The 23,187-nt window shown below is 42.4% G+C and carries 18 protein-coding genes and 2 tRNA genes; 14 read left to right on the forward strand and 6 right to left on the reverse strand.

All coding sequences use genetic code 11. The features are described from left to right. The first annotated feature begins 4 nt into the window (after positions 1 to 4). Positions 5 to 3,139 (forward strand): glycosyl hydrolase, encoded by a 3,135-nt coding sequence (locus tag AC5JBY_RS10110; RefSeq protein ID WP_495904458.1) that lies wholly within the window; start codon positions 5 to 7, stop codon positions 3,137 to 3,139. Positions 3,140 to 3,197: 58 nt separating this feature from the next. On the opposite strand, the gene AC5JBY_RS10115 is transcribed toward AC5JBY_RS10110, so the two are convergent. The 4 genes from AC5JBY_RS10115 to AC5JBY_RS10130 form a co-directional block, all read right to left on the reverse strand. Then, a complete protein-coding gene (locus AC5JBY_RS10115) occupies positions 3,198 to 3,374 on the reverse strand; it encodes a hypothetical protein (protein WP_495904459.1) in 177 nt (58 codons plus the stop codon). A 1-nt stretch (position 3,375) separates the two neighbouring features. Then, complete coding sequence (locus AC5JBY_RS10120; protein ID WP_495904460.1) at positions 3,376 to 3,903, reverse strand: hypothetical protein; 528 nt, start codon at positions 3,901 to 3,903, stop codon at positions 3,376 to 3,378. 89 nt (positions 3,904 to 3,992) lie between these two features. Continuing rightward, positions 3,993 to 4,066, reverse strand: a tRNA-Pro gene (locus AC5JBY_RS10125). A gap of 58 nt (positions 4,067 to 4,124) precedes the next feature. Next, positions 4,125 to 4,213, reverse strand: a tRNA-Ser gene (locus AC5JBY_RS10130). Between the two features lie 183 nt (positions 4,214 to 4,396). Here AC5JBY_RS10130 and AC5JBY_RS10135 point away from each other — a divergent pair. From AC5JBY_RS10135 to AC5JBY_RS10195, 13 genes are all read left to right on the forward strand, one after another. Further along, entirely contained in the window at positions 4,397 to 4,999 is a 603-nt protein-coding gene (locus AC5JBY_RS10135; protein ID WP_495904461.1) for an RNA polymerase sigma-70 factor, read from the forward strand. Between the two features lie 84 nt (positions 5,000 to 5,083). After that, the gene (locus AC5JBY_RS10140) at positions 5,084 to 6,280 is read left to right on the forward strand and encodes a FecR family protein (protein ID WP_495904462.1); all 1,197 of its coding nucleotides are present in this window, start codon (positions 5,084 to 5,086) and stop codon (positions 6,278 to 6,280) included. 269 nt (positions 6,281 to 6,549) lie between these two features. Next, positions 6,550 to 9,900 (forward strand): SusC/RagA family TonB-linked outer membrane protein, encoded by a 3,351-nt coding sequence (locus tag AC5JBY_RS10145; protein ID WP_495904463.1) that lies wholly within the window; start codon positions 6,550 to 6,552, stop codon positions 9,898 to 9,900. An 11-nt stretch (positions 9,901 to 9,911) separates the two neighbouring features. After that, complete coding sequence (locus tag AC5JBY_RS10150) at positions 9,912 to 11,375, forward strand: RagB/SusD family nutrient uptake outer membrane protein (RefSeq protein ID WP_495904464.1); 1,464 nt, start codon at positions 9,912 to 9,914, stop codon at positions 11,373 to 11,375. Between the two features lie 15 nt (positions 11,376 to 11,390). Then, positions 11,391 to 12,197 carry a DUF4843 domain-containing protein gene (locus AC5JBY_RS10155; protein WP_495904465.1) on the forward strand — a complete coding sequence of 269 codons (807 nt, stop codon included), beginning with the start codon at positions 11,391 to 11,393 and terminating at the stop codon, positions 12,195 to 12,197. Positions 12,198 to 12,217: 20 nt separating this feature from the next. Next, positions 12,218 to 13,639: a PKD-like family lipoprotein gene (locus AC5JBY_RS10160; RefSeq protein WP_495904466.1), complete on the forward strand. Its 1,422-nt coding sequence runs from the start codon at positions 12,218 to 12,220 to the stop codon at positions 13,637 to 13,639. A 35-nt stretch (positions 13,640 to 13,674) separates the two neighbouring features. Further along, positions 13,675 to 14,790 carry a redoxin domain-containing protein gene (locus tag AC5JBY_RS10165; RefSeq protein WP_495904467.1) on the forward strand — a complete coding sequence of 372 codons (1,116 nt, stop codon included), beginning with the start codon at positions 13,675 to 13,677 and terminating at the stop codon, positions 14,788 to 14,790. Positions 14,791 to 15,235: 445 nt separating this feature from the next. Continuing rightward, positions 15,236 to 16,216, forward strand: coding sequence for a helix-turn-helix domain-containing protein (locus AC5JBY_RS10170; RefSeq protein WP_495904468.1), 981 nt, complete (start codon positions 15,236 to 15,238; stop codon positions 16,214 to 16,216). Positions 16,217 to 16,513: 297 nt separating this feature from the next. Next, entirely contained in the window at positions 16,514 to 16,984 is a 471-nt protein-coding gene (locus AC5JBY_RS10175; protein WP_495904469.1) for a MauE/DoxX family redox-associated membrane protein, read from the forward strand. Positions 16,985 to 17,006: 22 nt separating this feature from the next. Next, entirely contained in the window at positions 17,007 to 18,080 is a 1,074-nt protein-coding gene (locus AC5JBY_RS10180) for a hypothetical protein (RefSeq protein ID WP_495904470.1), read from the forward strand. Positions 18,081 to 18,188: 108 nt separating this feature from the next. Then, positions 18,189 to 18,569 (forward strand): hypothetical protein, encoded by a 381-nt coding sequence (locus AC5JBY_RS10185; protein ID WP_495904471.1) that lies wholly within the window; start codon positions 18,189 to 18,191, stop codon positions 18,567 to 18,569. A gap of 71 nt (positions 18,570 to 18,640) precedes the next feature. Next, positions 18,641 to 19,021 (forward strand): hypothetical protein, encoded by a 381-nt coding sequence (locus AC5JBY_RS10190; protein ID WP_495904472.1) that lies wholly within the window; start codon positions 18,641 to 18,643, stop codon positions 19,019 to 19,021. A 42-nt stretch (positions 19,022 to 19,063) separates the two neighbouring features. Then, complete coding sequence (locus tag AC5JBY_RS10195; protein WP_495904473.1) at positions 19,064 to 19,435, forward strand: hypothetical protein; 372 nt, start codon at positions 19,064 to 19,066, stop codon at positions 19,433 to 19,435. Here the strand turns inward: AC5JBY_RS10195 and AC5JBY_RS10200 are convergent. Beyond that, positions 19,432 to 21,672 carry a zinc-dependent metalloprotease gene (locus tag AC5JBY_RS10200; RefSeq protein ID WP_495904474.1) on the reverse strand — a complete coding sequence of 747 codons (2,241 nt, stop codon included), beginning with the start codon at positions 21,670 to 21,672 and terminating at the stop codon, positions 19,432 to 19,434. The two genes, AC5JBY_RS10195 and AC5JBY_RS10200, sit on opposite strands and share 4 nt — an antisense overlap. Positions 21,673 to 21,810: 138 nt before the next feature. Further along, positions 21,811 to 23,160, reverse strand: coding sequence for a TlpA family protein disulfide reductase (locus AC5JBY_RS10205; protein WP_495904475.1), 1,350 nt, complete (start codon positions 23,158 to 23,160; stop codon positions 21,811 to 21,813). Between the last annotated feature and the right edge of the window lie 27 nt (positions 23,161 to 23,187).

A 23,187-nucleotide genomic window follows, 5' to 3' on the forward strand; every position in this document is an offset into this window, starting at 1 on the left:
CTGTATGAAAAGATTGTTGGCCGCCGCAATTAGCCTGTTTATCCTTCCAGCTTGTAGCTCCAGGATTATTCCTCCAAAGACGGAAACTAATAACACTGCACTATTGAGCAACTTTGAAACACCGGACAATGTACAATTATCGGTGTACTGGTATTGGTTATCTGATAACATCTCGAAAGAAGGAGTGGAGAAAGACTTACTGGCAATGAAGCAGGTGGGGATTTCACGCGCTTTCATTGGGAATATTGATGTGCAAGGCCCTGTTGGAAAAGTTAGGATTTTCACTCCCGAATGGTGGAGCATTTTGCATGCGGCCTTGAAGAAAGCAGGCGAGCTCAATATTGAGATCGGAATGTTCAATAGCCCCGGATGGAGTCAGTCAGGCGGACCCTGGATTAAGAAGCAACAAAGCATGCGCTATTTATCATCGATTGACACGATCGTTAATGGTCCGGTATTGTATAAGTCTACACTTCCAAAGATTGATAATGGCGCACAGGATTTGAAAGTAATAGCATATCCAATAAGGGCGCAGCATTTCCAAACCCACACCTGGCAGGTGACAAAGTTGGAGAAAGCAAAAGCCCTTTTGGATATGGATATTCCCGGCGGAACACCCATGAGCAGCCTGGTCCTACAGCCAGACAAAAGAATAAGGACCAGGGCGAAGCTGTATTATAAGAAAGAAAAAGAGTACCTGCTACTTTCAGACATTGACATAGATAGAAGTAATATGCAGTTGAACGTCGGCTTTGATACGCTGGCGCCAGTTGTAATATCGATCCCGGCAGTAAACACAACCAGCTACCGCCTTGAATTTACAGAACCAGGCGAGGCCAAAATACAGGTCACAATTTCAGCCCAACCCAAAGTAGAAAGATACCCCGAGAAGACATTAGCTAAAATGTTTCAGACCCCGCTGCCACTTTGGGATACCTACCTCTGGAGACAGCAACCCGAAATACAGGACAATAACCTTGTTGTTCCGGTTGACAAAGTAGTAGATATCACATCGAAATATAAAGACGGCATATTAGAATGGAATATTCCGGCAGGCAATTGGAAAATACAACGAATGATAATGCGTAGCACGGGTGTCACGAATGGTCCGGCAACACCGGAGGGAACGGGGCTGGAAGTCGATAAAATGAACAAAGACCACGTTAAGTTTCACTTCGATGCATTCATTGGAGAAATATTGCGCAGAGTGCCGGCAGAAGACAGAAAAACATTTAAGGTGGTAGTGGCAGATAGCTATGAAACAGGAGGACAAAACTGGACAGATGACATGGTAGACCGGTTTCAGCAAATGTTCAAATACAACCCCATTCCTTTTTTACCGGTACTGCAGGGCACGGTAGTAGGTAGCCCCGATATATCCGATCGGTTTCTATGGGATTTGCGGCAGTTGATAGCCCACCGGGTTGCCTACGATTATGTTGGAACATTACGGGAAGAAAGCCATAAACATGGACTTACCACCTGGCTGGAAAACTATGGCCATTGGGGGTTCCCGGCAGAGTTCTTGAAGTACGGTGGACAAAGCGATGAGTTGGGAGGAGAGTTCTGGAACGAAGGAACACTCGGATCTATTGAGTGCAGAGCAGCGTCTTCGGCAGCACATATTTACGGTAAAACGAAAGTTTCTGCAGAGTCCTTTACGGCTGCGGGAAACCTCTTTCAAAGATACCCCGCCCTGCTAAAGAAGCGTGGAGATTGGTCATTTACGGAAGGCATCAACAATACATTGCTCCACGTTTATATTCATCAACCCGATGAACGCATGCCGGGAATGAATGCCTGGTTTGGTACAGAATTCAATCGACACAATACCTGGTTTAAACACAGTAAGACATACATGGATTACTTGAAGCGATGCAACTATTTATTACAACAGGGATTGCCGGTCAATGATGTCGCTTATTTTATCGGAGAAGATGTTCCTAAAATGACAGGAGTTGTAAACCCTCCATTGCCGAAGGGATACCAGTTTGATTACATAAACGCGGAGGTGATCTTGAATCGCTTGTCTGTAAAAAACGGACGCTTGACATTGCCAGATGGTATGAGCTATCGAATGCTGGTATTGCCCCAGCTTACAACCATGCGACCCGAACTCCTTGCAAAAATTAGCCAGCTGGTAAAAGAAGGCGCTGTGATCCTGGGCACTCCACCCGAAAGATCACCAGGTCTGCAGAATTTTCCTGCTGCTGATAAGGAAGTAAAGGAGTTGGCCGCTACACTTTGGGGTGACGTTGATGGAAACAACAAAAAGTCCCGATCTTTCGGAAAAGGAAGAGTGATGGCTGGACTGAGCATGGAAGAGGCGTTTTCCCTGTTAAACGTTAAGCCCGACTTTCTACGAAATACTGCTGCTGAAGTACTGTTTACCCACAGAACAACTAACCGGTACGAAATCTATTTCGTCACTAATCAATCGGATACAGTCATACATTTTATCCCATCATTCAGGGACGGTAAAGGCCAACCATATTGGTTCGACGCTACAACTGGCAAAAGAAGACGGTTGGAAGGCTATGCAATAAATTCAGACGGAACAACCATCCCGTTGAAGTTGGAGAAAAACGAAAGCTGCTTTATAATATTTGATAAAGCAGAACATGCAGTGCCGTCGGATAAAAACAACTTCCCTGAGCCGGCAAGCACAATAGAATTAAAAAAGCCCTGGATGGTGCATTTTGATAGTACAATGCAGGGTTCCCGTTATCCAGTCGTGTTTAGCCAGTTAATCGACTGGCGGGACCATGCGAACGATAGCATTAAAAACTATTCTGGAGCAGCTGTTTACAAAACACAGTTTGAAGTAGAGAAGTTACCCGTAGGCAAAACCTTTATCAACCTGAACCAGGTAAACGTAATGGCAACCGTTATGTTGAATAAGAAAGAACTCGGAACAGTATGGACCTATCCTTATAAAGTGGACGCAAGTGCAGCGTTAAAAAGTGGCACAAACGAGCTGGAGATAATTGTTGTAAACACCTGGGTAAACCGCTTAATCGGCGACAATAAACTCCCAACCCAAAATCGAAAAACATGGACAGCAGTAAATCCTGTTACAAAAGAACAGCCTTATAGCCCCTCAGGCCTGCTCGGCCCTGTTCAACTGGAAACATATTGACGTGTAAATAAAAACCTAAGTAGAATAATAAAAAAGCGATTATTGGAGCAATCAATGATCAGCGTTTTACTTTTTTACCAGTATTGCTCTTTTTTTTTGCTCTCGGTGCCCTCGTTATCTTACCTGTGGCCTTATACAAGGCAATAGCATTACTGATCATCTTTTGATCTTCTGAAGTCAAAGGAACGGGTTCGACTACAAAGTCTACTCCTTTGGGTTCTTTAATGTATCCCATATTATTTCGTTTTAAAGTATCGTGTTATTAATTTTTCAGCTGCATTCGGGTAAATAATCATGCGGTGATTGCCAATATGTACAGCGCCAAGTGCTTTTTCATAATGTTCAATCAGCTTGGTTTTAGAAGTGAAAGAAATACATCCATCGTAACCTTTTTCTTTTGATTCCTTGCAAGCAAATGCAACCAGATTTCCAGGTACTCCTTCATAAAGCTTAGGTTTTCCAAAGTTAAATGGTGCACTTTCGATAAGCCATAAATAGATATGGTCTTTCATATCGGTCAGGCTAATCAAGCCCTGTACAATATGAGGATTACCCTCAATAGTCAATTTATACACTTCTCTATCATCAAGGACAACTTCCGCCTTCCAATTAAATTTCCATCCACTTTTCTTATTAATGCTTTTTACGTCAGCTTTAGTTATGGGTAAAATTTCAATTGGGAAGCTGTCGCCGGAGATGGTATTTGTAATACTATTGGTAAGCCTATCTATTTCAATGTCAATATGATATTTACTATTTTTCACCAAGTCGAATTTACGAAATTTACAGCGTCAGGAGAAATCTTGGGAATGCTTAAAAAGCAAAAAGGAACACAAATGTGTTCCTTTTTTCGTCGGGAAGACAGGATTCGAACCTGCGACCCCCTGGTCCCAAACCAGGTGCGCTACCGGCCTGCGCTACTTCCCGAACTTTGAAATCTACCGGAAAGATAAACCACCGTACTGAAAACGGCCAGTTTTTTCAGCGGAGAGGGTGGGATTCGAACCCACGGTACAGTTTAACCCGTACGACGATTTAGCAAACCGTTCCTTTCGGCCACTCAGGCACCTCTCCTTTTTTCGGGAGGGCAAAAATAAGGGGAAAATCTCAAATAGCAAATTCAAATACCATTCCTGAAAGAAATAATAATCCATTGCTTTGGAATGCCTTATACAGCTACTGCCGCCCCACTCAGCCCCGGGACTGTTATAATACATTTTTTACCTATCTTCAGCCCGTAGCACGCGCTCTCCAAACATGGCTCTGTACAGCTCACATAGCGACGAACAGCTGTTAGTAATGTTGCGTAATGATGATGATGAGGCTTTTGTCGAAATCTATAATCGTTATTGGGACAAACTATTGGCAATAGGCTTTAATCACTCCCACAACAAGGAAGTGGCTGAAGAAATTGTGCACGATGTATTCATGAGCCTGTGGAGTCGGCGGCAGTCAATAGAGATCGATCGGCTGGCCCCTTGGCTGGCCACCGCAGTTAAGTTTACGGTCTTCAAAACCCTTGCACGCGAAAGCAGGCGCAAAGCACTCCTCGAAGGCCAGCCCCTCGAAATACCAGCTTCACCCGATGAAGCCATCATTGAAGCCAAGTTCCTCAAAGAATACCTCGACGATGTAGTGGCCGCTCTGCCCGAAAAATGCCGCCTTGTATTTACCTACAGTCGCGAGCACCAGCTATCCACCAAAGAAATTGCCGACACCCTCCAGCTTTCACACAAAACGGTGGAGTCACACCTCACCAAAGCCCTCAAAACCATTCGATACTACCTGGGCAACTACCGCTTTTTCAGTTTCTTACTCCAATTCACTGCTACCTGTTATATTTTCTTAAAAAAAATATAACATACACTCAGGGTATCACTTCACTCATGGGTACATAATAGTAACGGCCTGTGCAATGGCCACTGTAACCAATTCAACTGACGTATGACTTCAGAACGGCTCACTATTTTAATTAATAAGTATTTGAGCGATACTGCTACTCCCGAAGAAGAGCAGGAGCTTACTGCCTGGTACCAGGCCGCTAACGAGCAGGAGGTACAATGGCCCGTAGCCGATGAAGCAGAAGCGGCTACCTTAAAAGCCCGGCTGTTGAGCAACCTACAGGCCGCCATCCATCCCGCTGCCAACGTTCGTTCCATTCCCTTTTATCGTCAAACCCGGTGGCAAATAGCAGCAGCCATATTGATACTCATCAGTGCAGGCTCCTGGTTATGGTTTAAGCAATCTTCCAATACTAATCCTGTTATTAGCAAAACAACGACAACACCGGTGCAAATTGTTCCCGGTGGCGATAAAGCAGTATTGACATTGAGTGATGGTAGTAGCATTGTATTGGACAGCGCCGGTAATACCACCCTTGCCCAACAGGGAAATACAAAAGTGATCAAATTGAACAATGGTCAATTGGCGTATAATACTACTGCCAATAATACCAACACCACTGTATTATATAATAAGATAGCTACACCAAAAGGTGGTCAGTATGAAGTGATACTGCCGGATGGAAGTCATGTATGGCTGAATGCCGCATCATCATTGAGATTTGCTACCACCTTTACCGGTAATGAACGAAATGTAGAACTTACCGGCGAAGCATATTTCGAAGTAGCTAAAGACGCCACCAAACCCTTCAAAGTACATTTCACTACATCATCAGCAGGAAAAGATGGCGTAGTAGAAGTACTCGGCACACACTTCAACATCAATGCCTACGAAGATGAAGCAAGTATAAAGACCACGTTATTAGAAGGAAGTGTACGCGTGACACCGGTAATAAGCTCGCTGCTCGCAGCTCAAAGCTCAAAGCTTCTCTCCCCTGGCCAACAGGCACAATTAAGTGACAACTCATCATCCATTCGTGTAACCAGTGATATAGATACCGAAGAAGTGATCGCCTGGAAGAATGGCAAGTTCCAGTTCAATCAGGCCGACATCAAAACCGTAATGCGGCAGATTGCCCGTTGGTACAATGTAGAAGTAGAATATGAAGGCCCGCTGTCAAAAGAAAAATTCGAAGGAGAAATCCCACGCAATAGTTCATTAACAGATGTATTCAAAATACTTGAGCTGAGTTCGGTACACTTTAAGACTGAAGGCCGGAAGGTGATTGTAATGCCATAAGATTGCTGCCACGCCATGTAAACCAAAACGAACCTGTATCCTCCTGAAAGTTGAGCCATTGATGCAATAGTTCACGAAATAATAAAAACAACGGTTTCCCCATACAAAAGGCCGCCAACGGTGCAACGTTGACGGCCGGAGTGGGCAAACTATGTAACAAGCTTGACGACTGTTATTGTTTAACCCAACTACTTAAAAGTATGACTTTTATCATTCTTTGCAAAGCCGCGCGCAAGCGACGGCCGGCAAAGTCCAAAACCCTTCTGGTGATGAAATTGACTGCTACCTTGCTACTACTGGGCTGTTTGCACGTAACTGCTGCAGGCATTGCCCAGAAAGTGAGCATCACACAGGAAAATGCAACACTCAAAAAAGTGTTTGCACAGATCAAGAAACAAACCGGCTACGTGTTTTTTTACAATGCACGCATCCTGGAAAATGCAAAGCCGGTAACCCTTACTGCACGTAATATGGAAATGCAGGAAGTGTTGGATCAATGTTTCAAGGATCAGCCCCTCACTTACAGAATTGTAAATAAGACCATTGTAGTGAGCTTGAAGCCACAGGCGGTATCTCCTGCGATGACGTTAGATACTGTTCCGCGGGCGCTGACCATCATGGGCAACATCATGGATGATTCTACCAACCAGCCCATTGCCGGAGCTAACATTGTTATCAAAGGAGTAAAAGGAGGTGTTACCAGTGATAGACAGGGTGGTTTTACCATACCCGCCAAGCGCGGCGATATGCTGATAATAAGCTACGTAGGATACGAAACACAAAATATAATAGTAAGAGATGAAACCCTCCTCAGGATACGCTTTAAGCTAAATGCCAACAAAGACCCGATGGACAAGGTAGTGGTCACAGGTTACCAGATGCTGAACAAAGACAACTATACGGGAAATGCAATAGTAGTATCAGGTGAAGAGTTGAGGAAAGTAAATCCCGTAAATATCATACAAAGTATACAGGCATTCGATCCTTCATTCCGTATCGCAGAAAATAATATCCTTGGTTCCAATCCCAACAGGTTGCCAATGATCAACCTCCGTGGCTCTACTGCATTGCCCAGTGGTACCGGAGAAGTCGTAAGCAGGGCCAACCTGCAGGGAAATGTCAACCTGCCCACCTTCATCCTCGATGGATATGAAGTAAGTCTTCAAAAAGTATATGACCTGGACAATTCACGCATCCAAAGCATTACGTTACTCAAAGATGCAGCAGCCACAGCCATCTATGGATCACGGGCAGCCAATGGTGTGGTAGTAATTACAACGCGGATGCCAAAGCCCGGTAAGTTACAGGTGTTTTATAATGCCGATTTTACCTTGTCAGGTCCCGATCTTACCGATTACAACCTGCTGAACGCTGAAGAGAAGCTTGAGTATGAACGCTTGGCAGGATTATACGAATCCGTTGGAAGCCTTTCAAAAGACGAACAGGACGTATTGTACTACCAGAAAAAGAAGAATGTGGTAAGCGGAGTCAATACCTATTGGTTATCGCAACCACTACGCACTGCCCTTGGACAGAAACATTCACTCTACCTGGAAGGAGGTACTAAAGATATACGCTATGGCATCGACCTCCGGTATCAGACACAGCCGGGAGTGATGAAAGGTTCAACGAGAGATCGCTACAGCATTGGAATGGACCTCGCATATAACCCGAGCAGCAAGTTCTTGTTTAAGAACACACTCACTGTGGTACAGGTAAACTCGAAAGAGTCACCTTACGGAAGCTTCTTCGACTATGTGCGTATGAACCCCTACTATCCCAAAACAGATAGCCTGGGACGTATCATCCAGTCGGTGGATAGCTGGCTGATAGATACACATCAATCAGGCGCTGCCCAATTCCAGACCAATACAGTGCTGAACCCTATGTATAATAGCACCCTCCGGTCATTTGATAAAAACAATTACATAGAACTGATTGACGCATTTACCGGCGAATGGAATATTGCTTACGGGCTCAGGCTGCGCGGCTTGATGAGTATAACAAAACGCAAGTACACATACGAGAGCTTTGTATCTCCGCTGGCAAACCAGTTTTATTTTTACAGCACTGATGATCTGGATGAGCGCGGCTCATTCACCTATCAGGGACGCGAAGAGTTGGCATTCGATGGAAATATGACCCTGTCCTACAATCGACAGTTGGGAGATCACTTCTTCAATACCACACTCGGCGCAAACATCAGAACCAATGCTGATGAATATGCAGGTTTTACGGCTATAGGATTTCCAAATGATCGGTTTACGAATGTAGGCTTCGCACAGGGATACGCTGAAGGAGCTTCACCCTCAGGCTATTCTGTCAAAGAACGCTTGATTGGGGCTTTCCTCAGCGGTAACTATGCCTATAAAAATAAATACCTGATGGACCTGTCTGTCCGTGCCGACGGCTCTTCTAAGTTTGGTACCGACAACAAAGTGGCGTCATTCTGGTCGGTAGGTATTGGTTGGAATGTACACAAAGAAGCAAATTTCAATTCCCGTACCATCAGCCAGTTGAAACTGAGGGCCAGCACAGGCATTACAGGATCGGTGAATTTCGAACCCTATATGTCCCGGACATCCTTTAGCTATTACAGAGATTGGTACTCAACCGGTATTGGCGCGATCGTTAGCAATTATGGTAACACCAACCTCCAATGGCAGCGTACCCAAAGCTATGATGCGGGTATCGACCTCGGCCTGTTCAAAGACAGGATACTGATCTCTCCCCGGTATTATTATAAACTCACTTCGGGTCTGCTGGCAGATATTACCCTGCCACCCTCTACCGGATTTTCATTTTATAAAGAGAACCTGGGCGACATGAAGAACGAAGGCTTTGAATTGAACCTGAAAGCCAACGTGATCAAAACCAACAATTGGACATTGAACCTGAATCTTGCAATGGCAAGAAATAAGAATACGATCGTAAAAATATCCAATGCCCTTAAAGCCTACAATGATAAAGCAGACGAACAACAACAATCAGATGACTACAAAGGAGAACCCTTGGTACGATATCAGGAAGGAGAGTCATTGAATACGATTTATGCAGTCCGCTCATTAGGCATCGACCCCGAAAACGGAAGAGAAATATTTGTTAAGAAAGACGGCAGTCATACCTACGAGTGGGATGTAAAAGACATCGTTCCTGTAGCAGATAATACGCCCATAGCTGATGGTTTCTTTGGTGCAAGCGTTGGCTACAAAGGATTCCTGATGCAGGTACAGATGTATACACGCTTTGGTGGAAAAGAATATAACCAAACACTCATCGACCGGGTAGAAAACGCTGACCCTCGATTCAATGTAGACAAGCGGGTGCTGGAACAAAGATGGAAGAAACCGGGAGACAAGGCGCTGTATAAAGACATTGCCGACCTCGGTACCTCCTTCTTATCCGACCGCTTTGTACAAAACGACAATGTACTGGAGCTTAGTTCAGTGTATGCCTCCTACGATTTTAATAAATCCTTTTGTAGTAAACTGGCGATGAAGAGCCTGCGGGTATCACTCACGGTAAATGATGCATTACGTTGGTCATCTATGAAAATAGAAAGAGGCCTGGATTATCCATTTGCCCGTTTATTTACATTTTCACTTCAAACAAGTTTTTAAAACTACGGATTATGCAAAAATATTTATCAGTAGTAGTGCTGTTGTTGATGATGACATCGTGCAAGAAGTGGCTGGATGTAATACCAGACTCTCAGGTAGCCGATGAAGAACTGTTTAAAACAGAAGCAGGCTTTCAGGAAAGCCTGAATGGAATTTATAGCCGCTGTTCGGATGGTGATCTCTACGGATACGAATTGACCTCCGGATTTCCGGAAGTACTGGCACAGGATTATACCATTGCCCAGGACAATAAGTGGAATTATCGCCAGGCGAGCCTGTATAATTATAAAGACCCGTTTTTTATTGGTATAAAAGATGCGGCCTGGAAAGGGTTATATAACGCTATTGCCAATTGTAATTTGCTGTTGGAAAAAGCAGACAAGAACAAATCGGTACTCGCTGCTCAAAGCTATACACTCATTAAGGGTGAGGCGCTGGCAATGCGTGCTTACCTGCATTTCGACGTTTTGCGTTTGTTTGGCCCCTCTTTCGCAACCGATCCCGCTGCCAAAGCAATACCCTATGTAACTAAGTATTCGAATAAAGCAACCAGCTTGTCTACAGTTACAGAAGCACTCAACAGCATGGCAGCAGACCTCAACAGTGCCAAAGAGCTATTGAAGACAGTAGATCCTATTATTAGTGCAGCCTATAAAGTAGGATACCCGGGTGATACAGCTACCCGCGAGTTGGCATCACCGTCCCTTTTCCTGCAAAATAGGCGCCATCGCATGAACTATTATGCTGTATGCGGCACACTGGCAAGAGTATACCTCGCCATGAATAAAAAAGACCTCGCATTGGCGAACGCACTGGAAGTGATCAATGCCAATAAATTTCCCTGGACTAAGACTGCCGACTTTATAAATGCCGATGCCAAAAAGAAAGATAGGATATTATATCCTGAGCTGATATTTGGCTTTTATAATCAGCCGTTTGAGATCTTATACGATAGCCGGTTCAATGCAGGCGCTGTTTCACTGTACATTACTCCCAATGAAGGCAATAATATCTACGAGTCGGGAGGGGTAGGGGCCGAAGACTTACGTTTCAAACAGTGGTTCAAATTGGTGAACGATGTGTCGGGCAACCGTCTTGATCTGCAAAAGTACTTGCGTGACGGAGATGAGAACCTTCATCCCTTCATGGCGCCGGTTTTGCGCCTGAGCGAGCTGTATTATATAGCCGCTGAATGTGCCTGGGATGCAGACCAGGCCAAGGCGCTTGAATACTTCAATACCGTTCGTTTCAACAGGGGTATCGGCACATCATTAAGTGTGGTGTCGAAACAGCAATTCCTCCTGGAGTTGGTCAAAGAAGCGCGCAAAGAGTTCTATGGAGAAGGACAACTCTTTTACATGTACAAAAGACTGAACATGGGCATAGCCGGACCTTCGGGTCTGACCATCCCGGCCAGCAAGTCCATTTTTGTACTGCCCCTTCCCAATGATGAAATTGAATACGGTCAAAGATAACCAAAGCAGTCACTTATGAAATACGCCATCATAGCAACCATCTTAATAGCAACAATAAGCTCCTGTAAAAAAACACAGGAAGTATATTACCATTCGCACGACAATGTGTACTTCGATTTTGAAACAGCAGTCGATAGAGATAGCCTCATTTACACATTTGCCTATACACCCGACCTTAGCCAGGACACCGTTTTCCTGCCGGTCCGCATTTCTGGCATCCGGGTTAAACAAGCAAGAAAGTTTGGTATTATGGTAGTAAGCAAAGGCACTACCGCCGTAGCCAATACACACTATCAGCCATTTAAAAGCGAGTACACCATGCCAGCAGATTCTGGCACCTTCCTGCTGCCGGTGATACTGTATAACACAGATGCAGCCCTCTCCGAAAAATCGGTAACACTCAACCTGAAGCTAACTCCTTCAGTCGACTTGGATACAACGAACAACACGATCATCAACGCAAAGATTGTTTTCAGTAATAAACTGGAAAAACCATCTTGGTGGTCATTCTGGCCGCTGGGCAGCTATTCCCAAATAAAACACCAGCTGTGGTTGATTTCCACAGGTGTGAGAGAACTCACAACTGTAGGCACCGATGCGCCACAAAGCCTGTATTACATTGGTAAGCTCAATGCCCTGCTTACCGATCCCTTTACCTGGGTGAACAATAACCCCGCCAAAGGATATATACTTACACAACGCAGCGATGGCAATTATGATTTCTACAGCACAGACAACCCGGCTAAAAAGATACTGCTGCGAAAGAACGCATCAGCCGGTAGGTTCTTTTTTATAGATGAGAATGGAGCAGAGATCATTTAAACACTACCAACCAAAAAAACATGCGAAAAATATTTACAGGAATAATAGTAGCAGGACTGTTGATCGTGGCAGGCTGCTATAAAGACAAAGGCAACTACACATATAATGTACCGGAGGAGCCAAAGGTGACCAACCTTGATACGGTATACGATGTATTTGTAGGAGATAGCCTGATCATTAAGCCGGATATCAACATGAGCAATAAGTCCAGTCTGCACTATGAGTGGAAGATCGTAGTGCCAGAGCAGCTGACTGAGTTGGCTTTCAAAGGACCTGCATTGCGTACCGTGTTTGGCCTCAGCTCTTCAAGATACAGAGGCCGGTTCACGATCATCGACAGCTCAAACGGCATGAAGTACTTCTATGAATTCATGGTCCAGGGAAAAACAGATTTCTATAAAGGAACTACTGTCCTGAGCAAGGAAGGAAATACAACACAACTCTCCTTCATCAAGCCGGATGGATCAGTACAGCCCCGAATCTATAGCGCCCTGCACAATGGAGAAGAGCTGGCCGGTGACCCTCAACAGGTAATCAGCATGGTACACCAATATATAACACCAGTAGGAGTAAGCAGCTATTGGATATTTGGCAAGAATGGAGAAAATGCGGGCGTACAAATAGACGCCAATACGTTTAAGCGTATTAAATACCTTAAGGCAAACTTCTTCGATCAGCCGGCTACCGCAATACCCGGACAATTTGAATGCTCAAACTTCGGAACCTTGCAAGGTGTGGTGAACGGAAAACTATATGTGGGAACTTCACAAACATGGAACCAAAGCCCGGTATATGGTATGTTTGGCCTGCCGGCAGAAGGCAATTACAGCCTGTTCCCGCAGGCTGCATTCAATAGCGTAGCCCCTTATTTCCTGGGGTACGATGTAAACAGAAAACAGTTTGTGGGATTCACCAACTTTGGCAGCGCGGCCTACATTGGCGATACCTACCAGGTAACGAGCACTGCTGCATTCGATCCTAAGAGCGCAGGACTGGATTTGGTATATTTCACCCAGGTCAACAATAGCAATTGCTTTGCGATGGGTAAAGATGCTAACGGTGTATTGCAGGAACTGAAGTTTGGCGCCGCCTTCATGGGATTCGTCAATTTATCACCTGAATACAAACGACCATTCAGCCAGCCCTCGCTGATTACAGCCACCACCAAATGGGCAGCTACGCCATCTGAAATATTCTACTTCACTTCAGGAGCAACCGTTTACCGCTACAATCCCCTGAACCAGGAGATAAAAGCACTGGTGACAAACTTTGGCGGTAAAAATGTAAGCATGATCAAAGTGATCGAAAACGGAACGGTATTACTTGCAGGAACAGAGGGAACCCTGTACCATCTGGATATCAGTACCGGAAAACTGGGTGAAGTACTCAAAAAAATAGATGGTATCCCCGGAGCGCCGGTAGATGCCACGATCAGGAAGTAAACAAAGTCATTAAACACTTTAATAAACAAATACCCATGATGAAGTTTCGTAAGCCAGGCATCCTTATCCTGGCAATTGCAGCCATCCTTTCTATTAGCTGGCAGTCATTTTACAAAACAGATGAGTTCACCGTTACAGGCCATGTAGAAGGATTTACCGACGATATCGTTTTCCTTACCCATGGCACATTCAACAATACAAAGATCGACAGCGCAGTGGTGAAAGATGGCCGTTTCGTATTCAAGGGCAAAGTAGGAGAGCCCCTCTTGGGCATGCTGTTCTCCCGTAATTACAGACTCCGCCTCGACCTGTTTATCGACAAAGGCTCGATCACCATCAACGGCAACATCAACCAGTTGGATGATATCAAAGTGGCCGGACCAGCAGTCGTAAATGAGTACGAAGTATTCAACAAACAGATCATGAGCAATAGGAAGCGTGTGAATGACCTGTTTCAAAAAGCCTGGGAGTCAAAACAGGCCGGAGACTCAGCAACAGCTAAGAAACTGGAAGCAGATGGCAACAAATGGTATGCGTACGAATACGAGATCCGTAAAAACTATATTAAAGAACACCCGGCTAGCCCCATCAGCGCTCGTGAACTGGTAATGTATACCAATAGCAAAACGCTGGCAGAGTGCACAAAATACTATGAAGCCCTTGATCCGAAGATCAAAGCATCTGAGCAAGGTAAGGAAGCTGCAGAGCGCCTTGCAATCCTGAACACGGTAGAAGTAGGTAGGCCTGCACTGGCCTTTAGCCAAAACGATGTAGATGGCAAAGCCATTACGCTGGAGTCTTACAAAGGCAAATATGTACTGCTGGAATTCTGGGCAAGCTGGTGCGGACCTTGTCGGGCTGAGAACCCCAACTTACTGAAACAAAAAGAGCTGTTTGGCAATAAAGGCTTCAATATACTTGGCGTATCACTTGATAAAGCAAAAGATCCTTGGGTAAAAGCCATTGAAAAAGACGGCCTCACCTGGACACAGGTATCCGATCTGCAAGGCTGGAACAACGCCGTAGCTGTTATGTATGGCATCAAGGCCGTACCGGCCAATTTCCTGATTGATCCTTCTGGAAAGATCATTGCACAGGACCTGCGTGGAGAAGCCCTCAATAAAAAACTAAAAGAGTTATTCCAACCCTAAACCCTAAAATCCATATTCCTTTAACCCTTACAACAATCCCCCCTGGCAGCTTCCCGTTGCTGCAGAAGACAAAAAGCAGTCTCAATTAGGTTTGAGGCTGCTTTTTTATTGGAGCAATTCACACGTTAGTCTTCGGTATAAATGCATGATAATTAATTCTGTAATGTTAACAGCATAAGTTATACGGCTGATGCAAGGTTAATAGAATACCCTTAATCGGTAGTTTCTTTAAAGTTTTTTTAGTGCTGTGTTCGGTAAGAATGTTCTAAATTTATAGAACTACTATTCTAATCCCCTTTTATTGTACACTCAGCATGCCCATTTCTAACCGGAGGCGAACCGTCTTAGAAGTGGACAGATGTACTGCGCATAGCGGTATAGTTATTGTTTTATCGGTAAGGCACTTTAGGATTCGGTAACCATTTATCCATTAAACTTTATTCTGATGCTACTATCAGAGTACGCAGGCCTATTGTCTTTAACCGACAATATGGTACCTGCTTCCTTGCAAGATTATGTACTTCCTTCAGTACCCTGTCAGGGAGTTTCTTATGCCTGTGGCGATTGGCTGCAGCAGGAAATAAAGGGAGCACGTTTTACACTACAATATTGCGTTTGCCGCGTTTCCCGACCCGACAAATTGATCAGCCCCGACAACCTTAATGTTCCTTATCTGCAAGTGGCTTTAGAAAATACCTTACAGTATGATGTGGAGGGACTTGAACGGCTTACCTTTTACGAGCATAGATATAACCTGGTATATGTGCGGGGAGCTGTAAAGACTTATTATTTTACACCAGGGCGAGTCAATGCCTTTATTACTATATATATACCGCCTGATGAAGTAAAAGAGCGCCTTTCTCTTCATAGTGCCTTCGAGCTGTTTGTCAAACATTATCACCAGAATAAGCCCCACACCTTGTTTCATGAGCACCCCATGAGCGATCTGGGCATTATGCGCAGGTTGTATGATATATTATATGGGCTGGCGACGGCGAGTATGCAGGATCAGTCAGATATGTCTATATACGACCTTGTAGACCATATATTCAGGAAGCGGATCAATGGACATCACCAGGGTTTGGCAATCAAGGAAAAGGACATACCGCGCGTATATGCTGCGAGGGATTATTTGATACAACGCCTTGGGCAAAAGATAGATATCGATGAAGTGGCTAAAGAAGCAGGATTGAAGACGCGTACACTGAAAGAGTATTTTTATCGCTTCTATGGAGTTACCATTGCAGATTACCTCAAGAGTGTAAAAATGGATTATGCCCGATATCAGTTGGTACATACTGATAAGAGTGTAAAAGAGATTGCAGCTGCCCTGGGATTTGGTGAAGCATCTTTCTCCAAAACCTTCACCAGCTATTTCGGGGAAACCCCTACACTTTACCGAAAGAACATAAAAAAGATGGTTTAACCGTCAATTTGGATAAGAGATAATGCAATTTGGATGATGGAACCCTTGTTGGTGAGTGTATCTTTGATCTGCAATTACGTCGCAACACTCCGTCAACATTCAGAAACATTCTTAATAAACAGTTCTAAAAACATGTTGTTCCGCTGACCCAAACAACAAACTATCCCCTTTCCAACAACCAAAATTATATGACTTGGTCGCTAACAGGTAAGTAATTGCCGATAATTAGCACCAGACGTGAGACTTATATCCTGTGTTCAACAAACGAAGTAGTAACTATTAAACCTTATCAGTCCAATGGAAGCAACTACTGCCGTCGCTTTGCCCAAAAAGGCGAAAAGATTTGCCATCAAACGTACTCTTGTTGTCGAGATCATATCATCCCTCTTGATTCTCTTATTTATGTATGCGGCAGTCAGCAAACTGCTTGATTACGAAACTTTCAAATTACAATTAAGTAAATCTCCATTTATTACTCAGTTTGCCGGTGTTACTGCCTGGGCCTTGCCGGTGGGGGAAATTCTTGTGGGGTTGGCGTTGAGTTTTAAGAAAACCCGTTTATTAGGTCTATATGCTTCGCTGTTTTTGATGACGATGTTTACGGCTTATATCTGGGTAATGCTGAATTATAGCTACGATATTCCCTGTAGTTGTGGGGGCGTTTTGTCAAAAATGAGTTGGAATGAACATTTCTGGTTTAATATACTTTTCGTTGTTGCCTCTATTGTTGGGATAATAATTAATCCGGTAATAAAGAATAAGGCCTAAAGAAGCGATTAAATACTCGACTATGAAACTATTAAGCAAGAAAAAGAAATTGATTTACATACCGGTCGTAATGTTTGTTGCTATAGGAGTTGTTATTTTACTCGCTTGGTCATCCAGCAACAAAGTTAGTCAAAAGAATGGCTTCAATAGAAAGGTCGTAATGGAAGAGCTAAAGATTGAAAATGTTTGTGAAAAGAAGCCGGATATTGTGAGTGTCGTAGGTTCTTCATCAGGGTACATATACTTTAAGACAAAAGACCCAAGAAAAATATTTAGGGCCAGCAATGACCTGAAGGAAAGTGGATATGTAAACTTGGATTTTATATCAACAAAAAAAATAGAATACTCGTTCAATCCTATAATAGATTCACCATTTGTATATATTTTGGCGAGCAATATTCCAGGCGTAATTGTCGGTGACATGAACTCTGGTAAAACGATAAGTACCCTCAATTTTCCATCTACTTTATTTACAAAAGGCATAATGATATCACCATCAACTTTTGTATTTAGAACGTTCAATTCAACTAAAAACTCGTTATTTCAGACGTTTATTAAAGGAGACCCATACAGCGGTAAGGTTATCAATACAAATGATGCGCTTTCTGGCGAAGATGATACTGGTATTCCAAGTGACGGAATGTTAAGCTATGATAATTCTACCAATCTCATTTCATATATACAGTTCTATAACAATAACATCATTGTAATGGATACTAACCTGAATATAGTTCGATCAGGTAGGACAATCGATACAACCTTTCATAGTGCAACTGAAATGGGAAGTTCATCAAAAGGGGGTGTCTCTTCTTACTCCAACTCTACACCGAAAAGGTTTGTCAATTGGGTGAATTGTACATATAAAGGGCTGCTTTTTAATAATTCTTTATTGAATGCAGATAACGAAAATAACGATAAGTTTTTAGCCAATTCAGCAATCGATATATACAAACTAAACGATGGAAGCTACAAAGGAAGCATTTATATACCTCAATACCAGGGTGAAAAAATGAATCATTTTAGAGTTAGTAATGATTTAGTAATTGCTACCTATAAAAGCTACATAGTAACCTATAAACTTCCTGCAATAGAATAATTAATTAAGTTTTTTGCGCGCATATACATATCTGGCTGCAGCCAGGTACAGGGGATACCGAAAACCTGTAAAAGAGTAGGCATTATCATCATAACAAAAACCTAAAGTATGAAAAAGTTATCTATCGGCTTGTTCTCAATGCTTGCAATTGTATTGGCTGTTAGCAGTGCATTTACAACAAAATCAGAAAAAGTGCTGGGTTCATTCACATATCATTGGTATAAGAATGATGACGGTGGTCGTCCAACTGCTGCTCAAATCGTTTCAAATGGTATACAACTCGTTCAGGCTGTTGATCAAAATGGTCTGCCTGTTTCTAATTTCACAGAAGGCGAGCAAACATTCCAACCTTCTGAATTTGAAAGCGAGTATGTACCTGCAGTTTGCCAAACTCCAACTACTCCAATCTGCTTGATGTTAGTTAGACGTACTGATGGCACCAGCCCAGTTGCCAGCCTTATCATAGACGGAACTTATACCGCTCTTTAATAGTAAGCTTAAGAATCGGCCTGCTAAAACTGTATCATGCAGCTTTAGCAGGCCTTTTAAAAATAGGAAGCATGAAAAAGTTATCAGTCGGCTTGCTCTCAATGCTTTCAATTGTATTGGCTATAAGCAGTGCATTTACAGTGAAATCGGAAGATAATCTGGGTTCATTCACATATCATTGGTATAAGAATGATGATGGAGGTCGTCCAGGTGCCGGTGATATTGTTTCAAATGGAATCCAACTCGTTCAGGCTATTGATGGAAGTGGGCTACCTGTGTCTAGCTTCACAGAAGGCGGGCAGACATTCCAACCTGCTGAATTTGAAGATCAATATGTACCTGCAGTATGCCTAATTCCAACAACTCCGATCTGCTTGATATTAATTAGGCGTTTTGATGGTACAAATCCGACTATTTTAATTGTTATAGATGGAACGTATACTCATTTATAATTGTATGAATTGCAGAAATCAATACCCCAAATTAACCCGCAAGTGAGACTAATTCTTTTTCGTTTACTACCAATTATTATTTCTTCCGTTATTGCATTGTCAGGTAATGCAATAAAAACGAAGACATATTACACATATTATTGGTTTATTAATGACGATATAGGAAGGCCGACAGCTCCCCAAATCGTACTGAATGGAATTCCTTTGATCGAAGCCCAGGGTGCCGATGGTACGCCTGTTTCTTCATTTATACAAGGTGGTCAGGAGTTTCAGCCTGCTGAATTTTATGATAATTATGTCCCTGCTGTATGTACGGCGCCTTCTACGCCTATTTGTTTGATGCTGGTGAAATTTGCTGGATATTCTTTCCCAATGACTGTGCTTATCATAGATGGCACTTACATGCCATATTAATTCAATAGTACAGCTTCTATCTTGCTTTTTAATAATTGTAGATGCATAATTGTTTCTGGGTCGGAAAAAGAAGAAAGGGTTTTGATTATATTGGCATTTATAATATTTAACTCATTTTTTGCAAAGCTTAACCGTTTAGACGGATTAGAACTGTCTCCGGGAATTCTTATTATAATTCTTGGTTTTATAAATTCCACCAGGTTGGTTACATAATTTTGTTGAAGATTTTTTCGATAATCTGAAATAACTGCACCGCTATTTAACTCATGCCATATGGCTGTATGAAGTTGTTTAAATAATAGCAGTGTGTTTTTATATTCTGTGCTTGATAGACTGTCGGTAGTTAAGTAGCTAAGAAACCTACCCGACATAAATTTGGCCAACATTGACCTGTTTAGTCTTGTAATAATGTCAATCTCTTTTAGTCCTGTAAAAGCAATTATTTTTTTATCCAGTAACCATTGAGGATCGTTAAACAACTGATCATCGATGAATGTAAAAGATTTTTCCTGAACATTGAATGAAACAGGTTTAACTGTTTTACTCCCATCTTTTGTTAGTAATTCATGCTTTCCCCCTATATTATTAAAGACATAACCTAGGTATAAAGTAAATTGCCTGATAAGTAAATTATATTTCTTTTTGACCTCTATAGTATCAGCCTTTGTTCCTCCATTCCATTCCAACAAATGGGACAGTATATATTTTAAGTTGTTGATTCCAGCCATTCCTGATGCTATCAAGTCATCACCCAGTACAAACCCAACAAAAAGAGGATCCTCATTATGCTCGTCTATATAAATGAGGTTGTTTTTTCGGAGTTCACTAATAATCTTTTTTTTGTGCTTTTCCTCTGTCAAATCATTTGCGTGAGGAAAGTATTGATAGCCGTATTTTACAGCAATGTGGTCATACAGGCCAACATGAGGTAGTAGCCACTGTTCCTTGATACTGTCTTGAGGTTCTGCCACATAATTATACCAGGCATAATCCATCATGGAAGCGGTGTGGCCTCCATGTAATTGAAGCCACCGTGGGTCTTTTAACTTTTTAACAGGAGTACAGGCGCTGGCTGCCATATTATGAGCAAACCCTAAGGCATGGCCAATTTCATGTGCAACAAGTCCAACAATTAAAGTTCCCGTTATTGAATCATTTATATACGGCTGCTGAATTCTACGATCACTTGGCGAAGCCGAAATAAAATATTCATCTTGAAGCTTTTCGATGACTCCGGAGCTGAATAATATATGACTTTGAATAATTTCTCCCGATCTTGGATCCACAATACTTGAATAGGTAGCATCTTTTACGGTTGAAGCCAAATAATGAATAGTAGAATAAGCCGAGCCGTAGGCAGCGAAAGGGGAGGCTTCTTTCAGGAGGCGAGCCTGGATGGCGTTTTTAAACCCAATCTTTTCAAAGGAGCCCTGCCACATCTCTACACCTTTTATAAAATAAGGGATCCATTTAGACGGAGTCGTGGAATCTATATAAAAGACTATAGGCTGTTTCGGTTCAACAAGTTTACCACGCTGGTAGTTCAAAAGATCTTCAGCCTTGGGTTCTAACTTCCAACGTGTAATGATAGCGTTGGAAGTTGGCGAAGAAGGAATAGGTATACTTTGTTGATAATAACCAATAGAGGGGGTTGTAGGTCTGGGCTTCATGGGATCAGAAGGAAGAAGCACCATAGAGGTGTTTAACATTATTTCTTTCTGGCCTTCATAGCTTCTTTGGGTAATAAGGTCGGCGGAAGATGGATTGAAATTGAGAAAAATAATAGAGGAGGAATCAGGGACCAGTTTGTTAATAGCTAACCCTCTTTTGCTATAATCATTAAAAAAGAATAAGTCATTTCCGGAGAATAGAAAAGACTCAATATCTACCAAATTGGATTTGCCGCCATGGAGAGTTGACTTTATGGCAAGACTAAATGTATCATATAACTGTATATTTTCTAAATCTTTATCGGTACGCAGGGCGGCCGTAGAGTTTCTTTGATAAGGGGCAATCCGGACGGTAATCCTATCAGCCTGCTTATAAAAGCGAATAACTTCTTCAACTGTTTTTGATCCAGGATATCCACCACCTTCCAAATCGGAGTTGGCAGGATGTAAAGTAGGTTTTATGGTTCTGCTAAAGAGTAAGATGTCTTTTCCTAAAATCGAATCTGGAATTTCGATGTAATATGTATTGGATTGTTTATAAAGGCTTATGAATCCTTTTTGATTCATAAGCCTTTGATTCAAGGAGAAATCTAATTTATCTGTGACTTTAGTATGTTGGGCATTGGTGGTATTAAGTGCACATAGGAGACACAAACAAGATAGTAGGACATAGGTTGTTAACAGCTTAAACGAACGCATGTTTTTTTATTGCTTTTTCATCCTTATAACCGCAATGTCGGCTTTCTTTTCCCTTTCAATAAATTTTAACCCTGCTTTCTCCAACTCTTTATTTAAAGCACTTAGATCTCCGAGGCTACAGTTGATCTCTATATCAATATTTCCTTCGTAACCAGTTTCATTTTCAATATAAGGATAAAATTGCAAAGGTTGACGCAATTGGGTTAAAAACCATGTCATAGGAACATTAACAGCCTTTAGCCAAACTTTATTCTGTTGCAAGACTTCTTGTCCACCCTTTGTTGCAAATTGGTTCTCTTTCTTATTAATCCTGACTAAGGCAAGATATTTTTGGTTTCTTTTTTCCATAAGGCCTTCAATTCCATAAAGACTGCCAAAATACTTGTTTAGATCTGCCACCATGATGTCAAACCGGTTTTTTGCGAGAGCTGGTGGAATTTTCAATTCATAACAGTAAACATTATCCAGCTGCCAGATTTTCCATTCCTGCGATGTTTTGATATGTGTGCCTGTGATGATTTTATACAAAGCAGAGTCTGCCACTTCAACAAGAGTTTTTGAAGAATTAACCACTTCCAACCCATGTTGCCATAAAGCTTTCCTGTAAAGTTTCTCTATGGTGTTATTAGTGATAGTGATAAGTGTAGAATCTTCAGAAACAGACGAGGCAGATACAAGGCCGTCCACATATTGGGTCAAAACCGAGTTAATCAGTACTGAAGACTTTGGTACTTGCACAACTTTTGTTACACTATCCAATTTAACAAGACTGCTGGGAGAAAATACTGGCTCTTTGCCAAATTTTGTAATGACCCTTGCTGCAGTCTCTTTTTTTATGGGGAGTGAAATGCTTTGCCCGGAAATTACTTTGTTTATATTTTCCTCTGTTACCTGCAAACCATCTGTAATAGCAACCACCTTTCCTGTTTTATCAATCCAGACATAGTGAGGTAATTCCACGTAATCAAAAAGCTCAGAGAAAGCTTTGTCTTCAACAACGCTGTGAAATGTTTTACCCTTTAAATTACTCAACTTGGTAAATAACATTTTTACTTTTGTCTCATCTTCTCTGGTTACGGGTAGTATTTCTACCTGGCTGGCATACTTGGCTTGAAGATCATTTAACTTCGGAAACGCTGCGACACAAGGACTACACCAGGTAGCCCAAAAGTCAAGAATGATTAGTTTGCCTGTAAAATCTGATAACTTTGCCGCAGAGCTGGAATAGTTGACAAGCTTTTTAATTTCTACGTTAGGCATTTTGTCTCCAACACCTATCTTTTTTGGAGGTTGAGCGAAAGAGTTGAATCCGAGTAAGATATATGTGAGTAAAGCTAATAACGATTTTGTTTTCATCTGAAAGTATTTTGGTACTTGGTTATG

It is taken from the genome of Paraflavitalea sp., assembly GCF_059502485.1.

Coding starts and splice junctions, on each gene's coding strand:
- AC5JBY_RS10110 (WP_495904458.1), top strand. CDS start 5: ATGAAAAGATTGTTGGCCGCCGCAATTAGCCTGTTTATCCTTCCAGCT.
- AC5JBY_RS10115 (WP_495904459.1), bottom strand. CDS start 3,374: ATGGGATACATTAAAGAACCCAAAGGAGTAGACTTTGTAGTCGAACCC.
- AC5JBY_RS10135 (WP_495904461.1), top strand. CDS start 4,397: ATGGCTCTGTACAGCTCACATAGCGACGAACAGCTGTTAGTAATGTTG.
- AC5JBY_RS10140 (WP_495904462.1), top strand. CDS start 5,084: ATGACTTCAGAACGGCTCACTATTTTAATTAATAAGTATTTGAGCGAT.
- AC5JBY_RS10145 (WP_495904463.1), top strand. CDS start 6,550: ATGAAATTGACTGCTACCTTGCTACTACTGGGCTGTTTGCACGTAACT.
- AC5JBY_RS10150 (WP_495904464.1), top strand. CDS start 9,912: ATGCAAAAATATTTATCAGTAGTAGTGCTGTTGTTGATGATGACATCG.
- AC5JBY_RS10155 (WP_495904465.1), top strand. CDS start 11,391: ATGAAATACGCCATCATAGCAACCATCTTAATAGCAACAATAAGCTCC.
- AC5JBY_RS10160 (WP_495904466.1), top strand. CDS start 12,218: ATGCGAAAAATATTTACAGGAATAATAGTAGCAGGACTGTTGATCGTG.
- AC5JBY_RS10165 (WP_495904467.1), top strand. CDS start 13,675: ATGATGAAGTTTCGTAAGCCAGGCATCCTTATCCTGGCAATTGCAGCC.
- AC5JBY_RS10170 (WP_495904468.1), top strand. CDS start 15,236: ATGCTACTATCAGAGTACGCAGGCCTATTGTCTTTAACCGACAATATG.
- AC5JBY_RS10175 (WP_495904469.1), top strand. CDS start 16,514: ATGGAAGCAACTACTGCCGTCGCTTTGCCCAAAAAGGCGAAAAGATTT.
- AC5JBY_RS10180 (WP_495904470.1), top strand. CDS start 17,007: ATGAAACTATTAAGCAAGAAAAAGAAATTGATTTACATACCGGTCGTA.
- AC5JBY_RS10185 (WP_495904471.1), top strand. CDS start 18,189: ATGAAAAAGTTATCTATCGGCTTGTTCTCAATGCTTGCAATTGTATTG.
- AC5JBY_RS10190 (WP_495904472.1), top strand. CDS start 18,641: ATGAAAAAGTTATCAGTCGGCTTGCTCTCAATGCTTTCAATTGTATTG.
- AC5JBY_RS10200 (WP_495904474.1), bottom strand. CDS start 21,672: ATGAATCAAAAAGGATTCATAAGCCTTTATAAACAATCCAATACATAT.
- AC5JBY_RS10205 (WP_495904475.1), bottom strand. CDS start 23,160: ATGAAAACAAAATCGTTATTAGCTTTACTCACATATATCTTACTCGGA.